The following is a 16,290-nucleotide window of genomic DNA, read 5'->3' on the forward strand; positions in this document are numbered from 1 at the left end:
GAACAGGGTTTTTATCCGGTTGTTTCACCGATACAATCTCCGGGGCTGTTTCAACCTGCTTTTCTATGAATGAGACTAAAACCCTCAGTTCATCAAGAAATGTCTGAATATCTGATTTCGCATACATCCCGGTCTTTTTCTCAAAGTATGATTTTGCATTTTGTAAGACAGCAACCTTCTTTTTAATAGGCATAGGTTTAGATGTTGGTTTCGGTTTGGCTTTTTTGTATGCAGTAAGCATTTTCTCTAATTTAACATTAGTTACAGGTTTCTCCATTATTTCATCAAATATGGTAAAAAAGTCAGGACTTCCAAGGTTAGCGGCAAAGAGATATCCCTGGGAAACAGGGAGTTTTCCACTGAAAATTACGTCCTGAATTTTAGGAACCAGTTTTAGAAGTGATATCGTGCGGAATAAGGTAGGATAAGACTTTACAGAGATTTGAGAAATTGCATTCACAGTGAATGCAATTTCCTTCGATACGTCTTCGGGTCTCCTTTGGATATTCACCAACTCACTCATCACCCCATCCAGATTGTACCCTTTGTCAGGATATTTTGCCTGAAGAACCAGAGGGGGGAGGGGGCGAATTCGCCCTTCGCCTTACTATTCGTATTCCTTGGGAACCGCACAGATCAGAATAAGCGGTTTGTCTTTTGATTTATTCATGTACTGATGAATTTCTCCTGGCATAACAAGAACAAAATCACCTTTTTTTACGGGCTTTTCTTCTTTGCCTTCAATTACAACAGCGCCCTTCCCTTCGATGACATAATTAAGATGTTCAGATGGATGCTGGTGATAGGGAGTATGCCCATCAGGTTCAATCGTAAAAACCCGGAAGACAAAATTCGGTGAACCGTCCTGTTTAGATATGGGGATTTGCTTATAGGCATTATGTGCACCTTCCATGACAAGCTTAATTTTCTCCGTTTCTGCGAGATTGGTAATTTTCATTTTTGTCCTCCTTGCAGGCAGTTTCTTTTATTTCTTATGGTTTCTTCTTGGTCGGTCAGCGGCATCTTCGGGAATGTCCATCTTTGGCGGTCTGCTTCGCCTTGCGATCCTCCAGCGTACATTCAGTACGATTACGGCCTGCAAGACTTACAGCCCATCCACATCTGCAAAATCCCCGACATGCCGCTGCCCACTCAACCAGGATTCATATATATGATTATGTGAATCCTGGATAAAGAAGGGGGCAAATTTTTCCATTTTCATTTCTTTTCTCCCCTCTCCCTGTTTTCTCTTTGTAAAAGCTTGTACATATTCATTCTGCGAAACAGTTTTTCATGCAATGGCAGCACCTGAATATTGCATGCTGTATTCTATTACAATTTTAACTGTTTGTTCAAAAAATTTAATTCATCAGTCCCTGGTCTGTAATGATTTGATTGACAAGGTCGGGAAGTGCCTTTTCTACTTCAGGGCTCAGGATTTCGCTGAAGGTTGTATTGTCTTTGATTTCAATAGCGTAGATTTCTATTTTTTCCGGCATTTCATAACCAAATTTATTGCCAAGTTCAACTGCTGTTCTTACATCAAGAAAATGTGGGCCGCAAGGGTATGTAATATCCCCCAGGTCTTCCAGGTCAATTTTATAAATCTCACCCGGTTTGCCGTCAGCGGTTTTTATTGAATCAACTATAATCACTTTTTTGTATCCCACCATGAGATCAAGAAGTCCAATGCCGCCCAGACTTGCTTCAACTATGTCTATGCCGGACAATTCACGGCATTGCTTCGCAATCTCCCGGGCTGCCAGTATACCTGCACCGTCGTCGCTGAGTATAGTGTTACCCAATCCTATTATCAGTGTCTTTTTTTTCATTGTAATGATTACATCCGGTAATATTTGAATTCTTTACTGCCGGTTTAAAACGTCCGGCAGTAAAGACTGTTCAACCTTTTATCTCGAAATTGTCTTGATTATATTCCCCTCAGGGTCTCTGATATCAATTACCAAAGGCATCTTACCCGGCAATGTATGTGTTGCGCATCCGAGACATGGATCATATGCTCTGAATGCCATTTCAGCCATATTGAGCATACCTTCCTTTACTTCGCCGCCTTTAATGAATGCCTGAGCAGCCTTTTTTACAGACAGGCCGATAGGGGCCGCATTGTGCTGGGTGGCAACTATAAGGTTTACTTTCCTTATTAATCCATTGTCATCGGTTTCATAATCATGAATCAATACGCCTCTGCATGCTTCAACACAACCTACACCTTTTCCTGTAAACTGAAAATTCATGTTGCGGATGTCTTTGCTGGTAAGCAAAGGATCGTCTGCGATATTCTGTAAATCTTCTGCTGCCTGGAGAGCTTCGATCAATCTCATCCAGTGATATGCCAGCGTATGGTGAGAAGGTTTACCCAGCGTTTCCACCATCTGTTCGTATTCTTTCTGCGCAAGAGGTGTTGCCATGCCTTCGCAAACATTGTACCTTGCAAGCGGACCGACACGGTAAAGGGAGGTATCATCGCCTTCGATAAGCCCCTTCCATCCAAGCTTCTTAAGGTGCGTCAATCTTATGTATGTCCATGGTTCAACCCATTCGCCGATATAATCAACATAGTCATTCGGGTGAAAAAAAGCTGTTTCATTTCCGGATGGATCGATTACTCTCAGCTTTCCTTCATAAAAGTTGACCTTCTTGGTATCATCTACAAGCGCCATATAGTATGTCTTCAAATTATAGGCATCACTTAAGACAAGATCCAAATAACCCTTATTCTTGAGCACAGTATCTTTAAATAGCTGCATGGCAAACTGAGCAAATTCAACAGACAAATCTGCAGTCTTCCGTATAGTTTTTCTCTCTTCCTCTGTTATGCCCCTTGGAACACCTCCCGGTAGTCCGCCTTCGGGATGTGCGGGTTTGCTGGCAATAAGTTTTATGATCTCCCGCGTCTTTTTTCTTACTTCAATAACCTTTTTCCCTATATCCAGACCGACTTTATTGATTACTCCCAGGATATTCCTCTCTGCGGGGTTGGCATCAGGCCCTACTACAAAATCAGGACCGGCAAGGAAAAAGAAATGGATATAATGGTCCTCTATAAAATTAGCATTATACTGCAGTTTTCTCACAAGTTTTGCCGTAGGGGTGGGGGCTACGCCGTAAATATAATCAAGGGCCTTAGTGGATGCCATATTATGGGGTGTAGGACAGACGCCGCATATATTCGGCACTATCCTCGGCATCTCCTCGGCAGGTCTTCCGATACAGAATCTTTCAAAACCTCTTAACTCTGTTACCTGGAAATATGCATCTGCAACATCCCCGTTGTCGTTAAGAAAAATATCTATCTTACCGTGTCCTTCTAATCTTGTTACCGGATTTATCGTTATCTTATTAGCCATTTTTGCACCTCATGATTTCTTTGATGCATCTCTTCTCTTTTTCAAGAGAGAAGATGCAGTTGTGAAACGGTAGAAATAACCGGTAGGATCGTCCAGGCTTTCAGTGAGCTTCTTCCTGTCTTCCTCCGTATCTGCTTCTATTATTGAAGCAAAGGCCGAGAGATATTTTGCGCCCATGTCTGCAATACCTTCAACAGGTCCAAAACAACCTCTGCAAGGGATGTTTGTTTTTATGCAGGTTTCCCCGCATCCCGACCGCGTTGCAGGCCCTGTACAGACTACCCCCTGAGCAAGAAAGCATTTTTCAGGGTCGGCTTCAATTTCATGTATCCTCTTGATCTGAGATATGGCAAGGCGATCAGGTTTTGTTTTGTTCCTTTCGCAAAGATCACATAATGCCCTTTCAGGTGCCAGAGTTGAGCCCTTCGGCGGCAGATCCCCTGCTATCGCAGCGCTTACTGCATTATATATCAGGTTTGGCGGCGGTGGACATCCGGGAAGATAATAATCAACATCTATTATCTGATTCAATGGATACACCTGTGTGTAAAATTCCGGGAGTGTTAATTCATAACCGGTCGTGTTTGAAACAGGCTGTGGAACATTGTGTTTGGGGTTAACAATTGTCGGTGCATCTTCATAAACCCACTGAAAGATATCTTCCTTACTCCTTAAGTTTGCCATGCCGGGCGTTCCTCCAAAACATGCACAGGCGCCGAAGGAAAGTATAAGCTTGGATTTCTTTCTCAAAAGGTGGGCCATTTCCTCATGTTCCGAGTTTCTTACCGAGCCGTTTATGATGCTCAAAGTGATTTCTTTATCTTCCATTGCCTCGATATGATGATATTTAAAGTCGAGCGCAACAGGCCAGAGGACTAAATCAAAGGCGTTTGTCACCTTGAGGATATCTTCATTCAGGTCAACGATAGCCTCATCGCATCCGCCGCATCCGCCGAACCAACATATCGCTAATTTAGGTTTATCTGCCATTTTCATCCTCCTACACTTGTTTTCGGTCCAAGACCTTCTATTCTGTCTGCCATGCCGCGCACAATACCCAGCACTCTTTCCGCCTGCGGGTCAATGCCGGTAATTACCTCCAGTCTTTCCTTTTCAATACCGAAAGATTCCAATATTGAGTGGAGAAGATAAATCCTCTTTTTTGCTTCCTGGTTCCCGTCCTGGAAATGACAGTCACCGTCAGGGCATCCAAGAAGGAGAACACCGTCAGCACCTTTGTTAAAGGCATTGAGTATATCGGTTGCATCAACTTTTCCGATACATACAACAGGTATCATTTTGTTTATCTTTTCCATTTTTTCCTGATCAAAGGTGTATCCCCAGCCGAATTTGCAATAAAAGCAGACGACACCGGACTCGTAATCAGCCTTCTGCTTCTCAATAGAAACATCGGGTACAAGGCTTCTTGCCCCTGATGGACATGCTGACACACACATGCCGCAAGCCTTGCAAAGAACAGGGTCAGTATAAGAGATCCTCTTTGTTCCTATCACCCTGCCTTCAAAAAACTGCTCTGTCTCAGTCAGGTGAGCAGTGTTGTAGTTGCAGGCTGCTACACAGATACCGCAGCCGCTGCAAAGATTTTCTTCTATTTTTACGGCAGGCAGTTCAGGCTGTATGCCTGTCGATACGCAGGCCTTACAGGAAATGCAGGGACCGCATTCGAGACATCTGCGCGCCTCTTTGATTGCCTCGTCAATGGTAAATCCTTTCTCGAAAACATCAAAATTCATACGTTTGTCCGGAGAGGTCCATTTCGCTGCCGGTTCAGGCTTATAGGTTGCACGCAGTGGGGCTTCACTCCCTTCATACCTTACTATCCAGCGCTGCAGCCCGAGGCCCCTCAGATATTTATCAATAGAATCTGCCGCCTGCCTGCCTTCAGCCATTGCGTCCACCATAAAACCAACCCTTCTGACATCTCCGCCAAGAAATACTTCTTTTTTCAGCAAGCTCTGGTGAGTTACAGGGTCAACAGCAAGCCTGCCGTTTTCATCAAAGAGACCGGCTGACTGAAGGAATGACCTGTCCCATGCCTGTCCTATGGTAATCAGAAGCACGTCTCCTTCAATCTCCATACTGTCCGATGTATCAAATTTGGGATTAAAGCCCTTTTCATCAAAGACACTTGTACATTTCGGACAGTCCACCTTTGTAAATTTACCGTTTTCTCCTACCACCTTTTTGACACCCCTTGAATAGACTATCCTGATGCCTTCCTGATGGGCGCCTTCTATCTCTTCAGCGTCTGCCGGAATACCGTCTTTGTGCTTTTTATCCCAGGTCTCAAGACAGACCATTGTTACCTTTCCACCCATTCTGTATGCAGTTCTTGCAGCGTCAAAAGCAACATTGCCTCCGCCTATTACAATAACTCTCTTATCTTTATAGTAATCTGATGGAAGCTCGTTTTTCCCTGCCTGATCAAGAAAGGTGAGGCCGTAATCCACATTTTCCAGTCCCTGCCAATCCACAGGTTTTATGCCGAGGGTAAGCGGACGCGGGTATGGTGTCCCTGTGGCAATGAAAAAGGCTTTAAATCCCTTTTCTTTTAATTGAGCAACCGGATCACTCCCGTCCAGTTTAATCTTTTCAACATTAATCCCGCCGATTCTTACAAGGTTGTCTACGGCAGCATCAAGGACATTCTCAGGCAAGCGGTATTTCGGAATGTACCTTACCGCACCGCCCAATTTCGGATTGTTATCGAAGATTGTTACATCATAACCTTTCTTACCTAATTCCCAGGCACAGAGCAAACCTCCTGGACCACCGCCAACAATAGCAACCTTGGCTTTTTTGCTGTCAATGTTTACAGATGGTTTTTCAGGCAGATATGGTGTGTAGTAATCGGAAAGAAATCTCTTCAGCAATCTCCTTTTAATTGATCCGCCCTTTGTTTTGTAATTACATTCCCGTTCGCAGATGCCGCATATGTATCCGCATACGGTAAATAAAGGGTTTCTGTCATACAGATAGTCCCCGATCTGGATCACTCCTTCACGTGCTTTTTCCGGATCATCAGGCAGAAGAGAGATCATTACATTTGTTCTCTGTATGCCCTCTTTAATGGGACATTTGACCTGACAAGGGGGGAGAACCTGTTTTACTGCGGCTTCAACCCGTGCTTCTTCATCATTCCTCAACTGCCACATGGTCGTTTACCTCCTTTACTTTTGGTTGTTTGATTTGAAATGAACATTTATAACTGAAGTAAAAACAGGACGTAGGTTTAAACGGCTGCGCATATGAAAAAAATAACAATCGGTTATAATTACCATAAAAGTCGTCTATTGCTGGCAATGATATTAGTTTATTTTTAATTTGATGTCAATATGTATTAAATTCATATTTTTTTGCAAGATGCCAATAATGATATTCACTATTATAAACAATAAAACGCTATCAATAATAATAAAAATTAATATTATACGCTAAATTATCTATGATAATTGGAATATGTTCACTATAATGAATGTGAATTATTTCATTTGACATTTTAATTTGTATATGGCAGAAAAATACCAAATATTTAATGATATTTTTGCATTAAGTTTAACCAAATTTGATTTCTGTTTAATTTTTTTGTGATCAATTAAAAGCAAAAAGGAGTACTTAATATGGATGAAATAAAATTGTCATTCAACGGACGTGAAGTAAACGCCAGGAAAGGGCAGACAATTCTTGAAGCAGCCCTTATGAACGGAGTTGACATCCCTTATCTTTGTTATCATCCAAGAGTAAGCAAGACAGGTGCATGTCGAATGTGTATTGTTAAAGTAAATGATGTGATGCTTAAAACGGCCTGTACAGAACCTGTCATGGAAGGCATAAAGGTTGTTACGGAAGACGAGGAGATCATACAAATAAGAAGGGGTATTCTGGAATTGCTCCTTGCAGAAGGGGACCACAACTGTCTTTACTGTGATGCAAATGGTGAGTGTGAGCTACAGGCTCTTGTTTATAAATACGATATACAGCAGACTGCTTACGAATATCCGAAACGTGCAAGGGAAATAGACTACGAATCAAGTGAAGGCTTAAAGAGAAATGAAAACAGGTGTGTTTTATGCGGGAGATGTGTAAAAGCCTGTAAAGAAATTCAACTTTCCAATGTATGGGATTTTACCGATAGAGGAAGTCACACCCATCTTACATCAGGTCTTTTTGAAAAGATCGGCGACTCAGAATGCGTGAAGTGTGGAACGTGTGTCCAGTTGTGTCCCACAGGAGCCCTTTCATTTCAGACAGTTCTTGGCAAAGGCCATGCATGGGAACTTACAAAAGAGTCAAGCATCTGCATATATTGCGGGGTAGGCTGCAAAATAGATTTCTATAAAAACAAGGAAGGTCTGCTGGTTAAGACCATGGGGAACGAGGACGGCCCGAACAAGGGGCATTTGTGCGTAAAGGGGAGGTTCGGATTTGACTTTGTCCAGAGCCCCAAACGGCTTACAAAACCGCTTATAAAGAAAAATGGCAAGCTTGAAGAAGCAAGCTGGGACGAAGCCCTTGACCTGGTTGCAAGCAAATTCACTGAAATAAAAGAAAAGAGTGGCCCCGATTCTCTTGCAGCATTGTCATCTGCGAAATGTACGAATGAAGAAAATTATCTTATGCAAAAATTCATGAGGGCAATGATAGGTACGAATAATGTAGACCACTGCGCCCGGCTCTGACACAGTTCCACCGTCGCCGGTCTGGCGGCAGTGTTCGGTTCAGGAGCGATGACAAACTCTATCCGTGAAACACCACTTTCCGAAGGATTTCTTGTGATAGGATCAAACACAACAGAAAACCATCCTGTTCTTGGTTCAATGATAAAAAAAGAAGTAATCAATCAAGGCAAAAAACTGATTGTAGCTGATCCTCGTAGGATTGAGCTTTCAAGATATGCAGATTATTATTTTCAAATCAAGCCGGGTACGAATATAGCTATTCTTAACGGTTTTATGCACGTGTTAATTAAGGAAGAGCTTTTTGATAAGGAATTTATTGAAACACGTTGCGAAGGTTTTGACGCAATGGCTGCAGCGCTTGAGAAATATACCCCGGAATATGTTGCAGAGATTTGCGGGATTGATAATCCAGAAGATATTGTAAGTGCTGCTCATCTTATGGCTAATTTAAAACCTATGGCCCTTTATTATTCCATGGGCATTACCCAGTTCATCTCAGGTGTCAATGGCGTAAAGTCTACGGCAAACCTCCAGATGTTGCTCGGCAACATGGGTGTTCCAGGCGGAGGAGTCAATCCGCTACGCGGACAGAACAATGTTCAGGGTGCATGTGATATGGGCGCTCTCAATGCGGTGTATCCGGCATATCAACCTGTTGCCAATGAAGATAATAAGGCGAAATTTGAAAATTTCTGGGATGCGACAGGTTTATCTCTCAAACCAGGGCTGACAATTGTGGAAATGTTTAACGCTGCTATAGAAGGAAATCTGAAGGCTGTTTACCTCATGGGCGAAAACCCCATCATGTCCGACCCGAATCAGCACCATGTTATAGAGGCCATTGAATCGCTTGAGTTCTTTGTTGTCCAGGATATTTTTCTTACTGAAACCGCTCAATACGCTGATGTGGTATTCCCGGCATGTGCTTTTATTGAAAAAGAGGGTACGGCAAGCAACACAGAAAGAAGGGTGCAGCCTATGCACAAGGTACTTCCGCCGCCAGGAGATGCAAAGGACGATTGGTGGATTATTACACAGTTGGCAAACCGAATGGGCGCCAAATGGAACTATTTAAAAGCAGAGGACATTTTTGAGGAGATCAGAAAGGTAACGCCTTCTTATGCCGGAATCACATATGAAAGAATCGAAAAGGAACTGATACAATGGCCGTGTCCTACTGTTGAACATCCTGGAACGCAGTTTCTCCATAAAGATAAATTTTCACGAGGGCTGGGCCTTTTCACAGCTATTGATTATACACCCCCTGCAGAAGAAACCGATCCGGAATATCCTGTGATACTAACCACCGGCCGTTTACTTGAACATTTCCACACAGGCACAATGACGAGGAACTCAAGAATACTTGATGAAATAGTACCGGAAGGGTTTGTTGAGATGAACCCTAATGATGCAGAAAACTATAATATTACAGACGGCGAGATCATTTCAGTCTCTTCAAGACGCGGCAGCATAAGGATAAAGGCAAAGGTGACAGGAAAAATAAAGCCGAATACTGTTTTTATCCCCTTTCACTTCTATGAAGCAGCTGCGAATAAGTTAACCATAGACGCCCTTGATCCTACCTGCAAGATACCGGAATATAAGGTATGTGCATGCAAGATTGAAAAAATATACATGTAAAGGCGGTGATAGAGATGATAACAACTACAGAAATTAAAAATGTAATAGAGAACAGAGGAAATGCAAGAGAGCACCTCATGTATATACTGCGGGATCTTGAGCATTTATCCGGCAACAATCAGCTTGATGTAAGCGTATTAAAAGAAGTTGCCGATTTAATGAATATCCCGAAGAGCGCTGTAGCAGGTTTTCTAGGATTTTACGGTATGTTCAAAACAAATCCCAGGGCACGTTTTATAGTACGGGTTTGTAAATCAGGCCCATGTCATGTAATGGGGGCAAGAACTGTTTTTGACTATATTGAAAAGTATCTTGGCATTAAACCGGGCGAGGCAACATCTGACGGAATGTTTTACCTTGAAAAATGTGAATGTCTCGGGGTTTGTTCTGTAGCCCCTGCCATGATGATAAATTACGATCTCCATGGAAATCTCACTGAAGAGAGAATGGGAGAGATATTCAAGGATTACAGAAAGAAAACGCCATTTTTTGGAGAATCCTGTGGGCTGGAGGTTGAAGCAGCATCATGTATCATCGATGATGACAGACAAACCAAACGGCTGCTAAGAATGATCGGCAAGGTCGACCCGCTGAGTATCGACAGCTTTATTAAGAATGGTGGATACAGCGCACTCAAAAAGGCAATAAAAGAATATTCCCCTGACGATGTGATAAATATTGTGAAAATTTCGGGACTAAGAGGAAGAGGGGGCGCAGGATTCCCTGCAGGCGTCAAATGGTCATTCATGCCTAAAGGAGATATGCAGAAGTACATTATATGTAATGCCGATGAAGGAGAACCCGGCACATATAAAGATCGTATTCTTATGGAAGGTAATCCCCATATGCTTCTTGAGGGCATGATTATATGCGGTTATGCTACAGGCGCATCTGTCGGATACATCTATGTGAGAGGGGAATTCAGGCGTGCTATTGAAAGACTTCAGCATGCAATAGATCAGGCGCGTGAGAAAGGCTTTCTTGGAAGACCTATTTCCGGTTCCTCATTCAGCTTCGATGTATTCATTAAAGAAGGCGGGGGCGCATATGTATGCGGTGAGGAATCATCGCTTATGAATTCCATGGAAGGAAAACGGGGTTATCCAAGATTCAGGCCTCCATTCCCGGCCGGGGCTGGTTTTTCAGGTATGCCGTCAAACGTCAATAATGTTGAAACATACGCCTCTGCGCCTATGATCATCAGAAGAGGTGCCGATTGGTATAAATCTGTCGGTACTGAAAAATGTGCAGGAACAAAAATATACTGTCTATCGGGGAAGATGAACAGAGTTGGCCTTGTTGAACTGCCGATGGGAGTGACCCTCCGTGAAATAATTTATGAATACGGAAAGGGCGTTAAAAATGGGAAACGTTTTAAATTCGCACAGGTGGGCGGATCGGCAGCAGGCGTCCTTGGGGAAGACTTGCTTGACCTTCCTCTCGACATAGACCAGACGATACAAGCAGGAGTAACGCTCGGTTCAGGGGTAGTACTTGTATGTGATGAGGATACTTGCGCTGTGGATTTTTTACTGAATATACTCAGTTTCTTTGAGCATGAATCCTGTGGGCAGTGCGTACCTTGCCGTGTAGGGACATCACAACTGCATTATCTTGCAAGGAAGTTCGCTACAAGAACTGCTGTTGAACAGGATATTGACATGATGATTGAAAAGGCTACACTGATGAAGAAGGCTTCTCTTTGTGCCCTCGGGCAATCCCCTGTGTTGCCTATAATAACAACGTTGAAATACTTCAGGGAGGAGTTTTTGAAGCACTGTAATCCGAATTACAAATGCCCTGAGTGCGACAAAACGTTGGCGAGGTTTTACAGGTAGATATAAACATAATTTAATTTTAATAAGGAGGAATGAATGGCAAACAAACCAGTGGAAATTGTTCAGTTAGCGGGAGACGCCGGAAAATACAAAGGCAATCTCGGCATACCAAATTGGTTGGTAAGGAGTTTTATGGCAGGCCTTTTTATTGCTGTCGGAGGGGCCCTTTGTACAGTCTGTTCGACTGGGTTGGAAAAGACGATGGGGCCCGGCTTCAGAGCCCTTATTACAGGGGCAGTCTTCCCGGTAGGCTTGATTGCTATCGTGCTTACAGGAATGTCTTTGTTCACAGGCGATACCATGCTTATTCCTATGGCTGTTTTTCAAAATAAAAGCACATGGGGTAAAGTTATCAATGCATGGATATGGGTCTATATAGGCAACTTTGTCGGTTCTCTTTTTTGGGCATATCTTATGTCAGTCGGGCCGTTCACCACGGGCGGCATTGCGCCATTGACTGCTTTCGGACAGAATGCAGTCGCCATAGCGCAGGCAAAGGTGCTTCCTTATATGACGGCAGGGACGATGGGCTACTGGTCGGCATTTATGAAAGGCATTGCCTGCAACCTGCTGGTTAATGTTGCAATATTGTTGGCTCTTTCATCCAAAAATATGGTCGGTAAATTTTTTGGTATCTGGTTCCCCATTATGGCCTTTGTTTCCTCGGGATTTGAACACAGCGTGGCAAATATGTATTTTATTCCTGTTGGGATTATGCTGGGCGCAAATGTCACTTGGGGTCAGTTTATACAATGGAATCTTATTCCTGTTACCATCGGGAACATTGTTGGCGGGTTTATTTTTATTGGGGCGGTTTATTTTTATTCCTTTAAAAAGGAACTTTCCAGTATTTCACCTACATAAAAAAACAGCCCCGAACCTGCCAGGGTTCGGGGCTGTTTGCAACTTCTTTTCTGCATCTACAATTTATCTTTAATTCTTGTATTAAATATTCTATCAAGTTGCTTGTAAAAATCGGTTTCAATCAATTTATCCATATTGCCGGTTGCATCTTCAATTGTCTGATCAAAGTTTATTGTGCCTAATACAGGAATATTTAGATCGCTCATCATATCTGAAAGCAAAGGAGACTCCTTTATCCTCATATTTTCAAGAACACCCATGACAGGTATATTAAGCTCCATAAGTATTTTCATTTCTTTTTTCATAACCCCGATTGCAACCTTTGAGGGTATGGTAACAACAAGAAAGTTCATTTTTTTAATTAATCTTATGACATCGAGTATAGAATCGCTGATTCCAGGGGGCATATCAAGAATCAGCACATCCAGTTGATCCCATATTGTAATTGTAAGTAATTCTATAATGATATTAGATATATCGCTACCTCTCAACGGAGAAGGGTTATTGCCTGCAAAATATATAATGGACATATATTTAATCCCATGTATTTCCGGTGGGATCAGCCCTTTGTCTTCTTCCGGATATGCGCCTTTTATTCCAAGTATAATATGTGTAGAAGGACCACTCAGATCAAGATCCAGAAGACCTGTTTTATAGCCGTTTTTTGTCATACACAATGCCAGAACTGAGGCAACCGTACTCTTGCCTATTCCACCCTTTCCGCCTGAAACAGCTATTATCTTTTTTATTTTTTCCAGTCTTTTACTGATAACATGCAAACGCGGATCTATCATGTCTCTCCTTCAATACTCTCTATCCATACACCACGCCCTTTTTTGATGTTGAAGTCAGGACTTCCGCAGACAGGACATCTCATGTAAGTGTGAGCAATCTCCGGGATAAAGTGAATAGCCTCTGCTTCATCCGCCTGCATCTTTTTGATGTTTTCTCCGAAACTCCATTCATTTTCGCAGACATTGCATTTCAAAGTGCTTAGCTCTTTTTCAAGTATAATGCATTCTTGATCTACAGTTGTTTCGTATGTTGCAAGGACATTTTCAAGAGCAAACCTGAATATTTCAATATCGATCTGCTGTAACTCGCCAATTTTTACCGTAACGCGCGATATTCGGCTGAGTTTATTTTTTTTTATTTCATCTGAAATAGAACAGATAACTGATTCTGCCAGTGCCCATTCATGCATTTTGCAATCCTTAATTATGTTTTTTAATGGTTAGATGTGGTTGTATGTGTTTCTGTTGAACTGCTGCCGCTTGTTATCGCCGCAACACCTGCTGCTACGGCAGCTGCTCCGGCTATTCCAGCCGCTACTGTGCCTGCTCCAATACCTGCCCCTACACCTGCTCCTGCTCCTGCGCCTGCTGCTCCTGCCCCTGCTGCACCCGTGCCTGTTGCACCTGCCGTACCTGTACCTGCAGGCATTGAAGCACCTATCTGACCCATAACCCCCTGAATTACAGCCGGTGTAAAAGCCGCAGGAATAGTCGGTGCCATACCGGCAACAACAGTTGTGAAATTACCTGCCGTCACAGCAACAACTTGTGATGAAATTAAGGGGTTCATAACTGCCACTGTCTGTTCCAATGCATAAATTGAACTCTGTGCAATATTATTAACAACTTCTACTACTGTCAGCCATGCTGTTCCTCTTGCTCCTGCAACTGCCGTAGGGGTACGAACTTCAAAATTTGAATTCGAGTCAAGGAATTTTTCCACTTTAGTATATAGATTACCTGCTTTTAAAGAAACAACGCTTTTTCTTTTATTCTTTTCAAGAAGAAATTCGGTAATTTCAAGATGTGATTTCGGACCCATTCTAAGTATACTGTCATCGGCAAGAAGTAATCTTGCCCTCGATTGATCGCCCGTATATATGATATCCTTAGTCTGAATATTGTCTCCAACATCAGGTTTCAAACGTGCCTTTGCCCTGTTGAGTGATACATCACCTTTAATTTCATTAAATTTTCCGATTGTATCGGCAAAAACAGGAAATGGCAGCAACATCTGTAGAACTAAAAGAAAGACAAAGAAACGGACTGCCATTTTATACCTTTTCATAAATAACCCTCTCTAGATGTTATTAAGACATAATAAAATACTATTTTTGTATGATAACATTGGACATAAACTTAGTCAATAAAAATTATTTACCTCCTTGAAATTAAGAAAACCGGAAAAGCCTCCGAGCTATCGGGAATCCTGGCCATTAAAAAGACGTGTCCAGGCACTATCTTGTTAACAACTCGTCGCTGTTTTATATTGGTAAGGATCATTAAATTTCTTCAGGAGACTGGCAATAGCGACTGGACTCTTACAATTTAAAAGCCCATTATGCTTCCTTAAGCACCTTAAGGGACACATTTTGAACCATACCTTCTACCTTTTCCATGTATGCCATCATGTGAGGGCTGGCAAGATGATCATGGAGTGCATCCATATTCTCCCACTTCTCGATAATAGTGATTAGATTGTCTTCCAATACCTGCGGGGGCAAACCGGAGTCAATATCCATTGTTGGGATATACTGAACACACCCCTTCTCTTCTCTGACCTTTGGCATATTGGATTTAAATATTTCAAGATACTCGTTAACCCTGCCTGTCTTCACACGTACTGAGGCAATTACATGAATCATGTTAGTTTCCTCCCTCTTTTAATTATAACATCCTTATTTTTCGCTGCAAAGTAGAAAAGCAGATGCTTCCTTGTCTAATGACCGATAATGCTTTCCAACATCGGACTTCCTGGCAATATCCTTTCAAAAATAGTAACATTATTGATTACCTCAAAACAAAAGGGCTGAAAGGTATATCCTTATTAAACCTTAAAGATCATTTGGTTATTTCTAATTTACCAGTAGTTCCAAAGTCATACATAATTAATTACAGAAATATTACAATAATATAATTTAACCTCGTAGAAGTGAAAGTTCATATGTTGGCTGTGGGCAACATAGTTTTTTTAGCCGTTCCGAACAATAAGTGAACCCACGGGAACGTTGTTGTCGGTACAATAGGGATAACATTTACCATGAAGGAGATATGTAATTTTCCCTTTTATTGCCGGTTCTTCGGTGAGACAGTCATAATTCGCCCCTCCTTTAGAAATCAAAAGGTCTGCCCTCTCAACAAGCAATCTCACACGGGGAGAGACTTTTGCAAGTATGGTGCCTGCTATTGGTTCCTGAGTACCGTTTTCTATGACTTCTGCAACTTCTTCAATACCTACTGACCGGGCATCATTTAACGTGGCATCATTAAGAACAGGAAGCGTTCTTGTTACAAACGTTGTTTCAAGATCATGCATATCATGGCAGATGACCTCAAGCAGAAGTCTGTCGAAAACGATCTCTCCGCAATTATCACTAAAGTACACAAGCCGTTTGGCTTTACTCAAACGATCCTTGAATACTTCAACATTTTTTATATTTATTACATATTTTTCCAGTTCGGGGACCAGTCTTTCCATTGCCTTATCATGGACACTTACCAAGTCGTACAGATCGTTACCGGCAATAGATAACTTTAAAGCTTTAATAAAAGGGTCATGGTTTTTTAAGACCAATTCTTTCGCAGCAGAATATATATCCAGAGCCATGTTATTTTGATTTATCTTTATTTCCTTCATGGGATCCGCTTCGCCTGTAATTTTCTCCAGTATGTACCAGATATCCCTTATTACTTCGCCTGCAAGTACATGCCAATTTTCTCCACAAAAAGGCCTTAACTTCAGCACTTCACTCATGAAATCTTTCATAAGATCCTCTTCTTTGATCGCAAGACGGCCTGCTCCCAGTGACATCTTCAATATACAAGGAATACAGTCGGGCCAGATAAACATAACGGCTCCTTTCTT

14 protein-coding genes are annotated in these 16,290 nt (G+C 42.2%); 3 read left to right on the forward strand and 11 right to left on the reverse strand.

Annotated features, from left to right (window positions below):
• The 6 genes from NT010_10915 to NT010_10940 form a co-directional block, all read right to left on the reverse strand.
• A partial coding sequence (locus NT010_10915) for a hypothetical protein (protein ID MCX5806559.1) occupies positions 1-523 on the reverse strand: 523 nt, incomplete at its 3' end.
• A gap of 84 nt (positions 524-607) precedes the next feature.
• On the reverse strand, positions 608-958 hold the full coding sequence (locus tag NT010_10920; GenBank protein ID MCX5806560.1) for a cupin domain-containing protein: 351 nt from the start codon (positions 956-958) through the stop codon (positions 608-610).
• A gap of 403 nt (positions 959-1,361) precedes the next feature.
• Complete coding sequence (locus NT010_10925) at positions 1,362-1,832, reverse strand: hydrogenase maturation protease (GenBank protein MCX5806561.1); 471 nt, start codon at positions 1,830-1,832, stop codon at positions 1,362-1,364.
• A 78-nt stretch (positions 1,833-1,910) separates the two neighbouring features.
• The gene (locus NT010_10930) at positions 1,911-3,368 is read right to left on the reverse strand and encodes a Ni/Fe hydrogenase subunit alpha (protein ID MCX5806562.1); all 1,458 of its coding nucleotides are present in this window, start codon (positions 3,366-3,368) and stop codon (positions 1,911-1,913) included.
• 9 nt (positions 3,369-3,377) lie between these two features.
• Positions 3,378-4,358, reverse strand: a complete 981-nt coding sequence (locus NT010_10935; GenBank protein MCX5806563.1) for an oxidoreductase — start codon at positions 4,356-4,358, stop codon at positions 3,378-3,380.
• A 2-nt stretch (positions 4,359-4,360) separates the two neighbouring features.
• On the reverse strand, positions 4,361-6,544 hold the full coding sequence (locus NT010_10940; GenBank protein MCX5806564.1) for a hydrogenase iron-sulfur subunit: 2,184 nt from the start codon (positions 6,542-6,544) through the stop codon (positions 4,361-4,363).
• A gap of 465 nt (positions 6,545-7,009) precedes the next feature.
• On the opposite strand from NT010_10940, the gene fdhF reads away from it, so the two are divergent.
• The 3 genes from fdhF to NT010_10955 are packed head-to-tail and all read left to right on the forward strand — an operon-like array spanning position 7,010 to position 12,411.
• A complete protein-coding gene (gene fdhF, locus NT010_10945) occupies positions 7,010-9,709 on the forward strand; it encodes a formate dehydrogenase subunit alpha (GenBank protein MCX5806565.1) in 2,700 nt (899 codons plus the stop codon).
• A gap of 14 nt (positions 9,710-9,723) precedes the next feature.
• Complete coding sequence (nuoF, locus tag NT010_10950) at positions 9,724-11,547, forward strand: NADH-quinone oxidoreductase subunit NuoF (protein MCX5806566.1); 1,824 nt, start codon at positions 9,724-9,726, stop codon at positions 11,545-11,547.
• Positions 11,548-11,583: 36 nt separating this feature from the next.
• Entirely contained in the window at positions 11,584-12,411 is an 828-nt protein-coding gene (locus NT010_10955) for a formate/nitrite transporter family protein (protein MCX5806567.1), read from the forward strand.
• Between the two features lie 56 nt (positions 12,412-12,467).
• On the opposite strand, the gene NT010_10960 is transcribed toward NT010_10955, so the two are convergent.
• The 5 genes from NT010_10960 to NT010_10980 form a co-directional block, all read right to left on the reverse strand.
• Complete coding sequence (locus tag NT010_10960) at positions 12,468-13,205, reverse strand: P-loop NTPase (GenBank protein ID MCX5806568.1); 738 nt, start codon at positions 13,203-13,205, stop codon at positions 12,468-12,470.
• Positions 13,202-13,615: a hydrogenase nickel incorporation protein HypA gene (gene hypA, locus NT010_10965; GenBank protein ID MCX5806569.1), complete on the reverse strand. Its 414-nt coding sequence runs from the start codon at positions 13,613-13,615 to the stop codon at positions 13,202-13,204. The genes NT010_10960 and hypA overlap by 4 nt, the downstream gene beginning before the upstream one ends.
• 23 nt (positions 13,616-13,638) lie before the next feature.
• Positions 13,639-14,493 (reverse strand): FecR family protein, encoded by an 855-nt coding sequence (locus NT010_10970; GenBank protein ID MCX5806570.1) that lies wholly within the window; start codon positions 14,491-14,493, stop codon positions 13,639-13,641.
• A 271-nt stretch (positions 14,494-14,764) separates the two neighbouring features.
• The gene (locus NT010_10975; GenBank protein MCX5806571.1) at positions 14,765-15,070 is read right to left on the reverse strand and encodes a putative quinol monooxygenase; all 306 of its coding nucleotides are present in this window, start codon (positions 15,068-15,070) and stop codon (positions 14,765-14,767) included.
• A 326-nt stretch (positions 15,071-15,396) separates the two neighbouring features.
• A complete protein-coding gene (locus NT010_10980) occupies positions 15,397-16,275 on the reverse strand; it encodes an ARMT1-like domain-containing protein (GenBank protein ID MCX5806572.1) in 879 nt (292 codons plus the stop codon).
• Positions 16,276-16,290 lie beyond the last annotated feature (15 nt).

The organism is Pseudomonadota bacterium (assembly GCA_026388275.1).
GTDB lineage: Bacteria > Desulfobacterota > Syntrophorhabdia > Syntrophorhabdales > Syntrophorhabdaceae > JAPLKB01.

What these genes read in the sequence shown, in the direction of transcription:
- NT010_10920 (MCX5806560.1), bottom strand. Translation starts at nt 958, where the DNA reads ATGAAAATTACCAATCTCGCAGAAACGGAGAAAATTAAGCTTGTCATG.
- NT010_10925 (MCX5806561.1), bottom strand. Translation starts at nt 1,832, where the DNA reads ATGAAAAAAAAGACACTGATAATAGGATTGGGTAACACTATACTCAGC.
- NT010_10930 (MCX5806562.1), bottom strand. Translation starts at nt 3,368, where the DNA reads ATGGCTAATAAGATAACGATAAATCCGGTAACAAGATTAGAAGGACAC.
- NT010_10935 (MCX5806563.1), bottom strand. Translation starts at nt 4,358, where the DNA reads ATGGCAGATAAACCTAAATTAGCGATATGTTGGTTCGGCGGATGCGGC.
- NT010_10940 (MCX5806564.1), bottom strand. Translation starts at nt 6,544, where the DNA reads ATGTGGCAGTTGAGGAATGATGAAGAAGCACGGGTTGAAGCCGCAGTA.
- nuoF (MCX5806566.1), top strand. Translation starts at nt 9,724, where the DNA reads ATGATAACAACTACAGAAATTAAAAATGTAATAGAGAACAGAGGAAAT.
- NT010_10955 (MCX5806567.1), top strand. Translation starts at nt 11,584, where the DNA reads ATGGCAAACAAACCAGTGGAAATTGTTCAGTTAGCGGGAGACGCCGGA.
- NT010_10960 (MCX5806568.1), bottom strand. Translation starts at nt 13,205, where the DNA reads ATGATAGATCCGCGTTTGCATGTTATCAGTAAAAGACTGGAAAAAATA.
- hypA (MCX5806569.1), bottom strand. Translation starts at nt 13,615, where the DNA reads ATGCATGAATGGGCACTGGCAGAATCAGTTATCTGTTCTATTTCAGAT.
- NT010_10970 (MCX5806570.1), bottom strand. Translation starts at nt 14,493, where the DNA reads ATGAAAAGGTATAAAATGGCAGTCCGTTTCTTTGTCTTTCTTTTAGTT.
- NT010_10975 (MCX5806571.1), bottom strand. Translation starts at nt 15,070, where the DNA reads ATGATTCATGTAATTGCCTCAGTACGTGTGAAGACAGGCAGGGTTAAC.
- NT010_10980 (MCX5806572.1), bottom strand. Translation starts at nt 16,275, where the DNA reads ATGTTTATCTGGCCCGACTGTATTCCTTGTATATTGAAGATGTCACTG.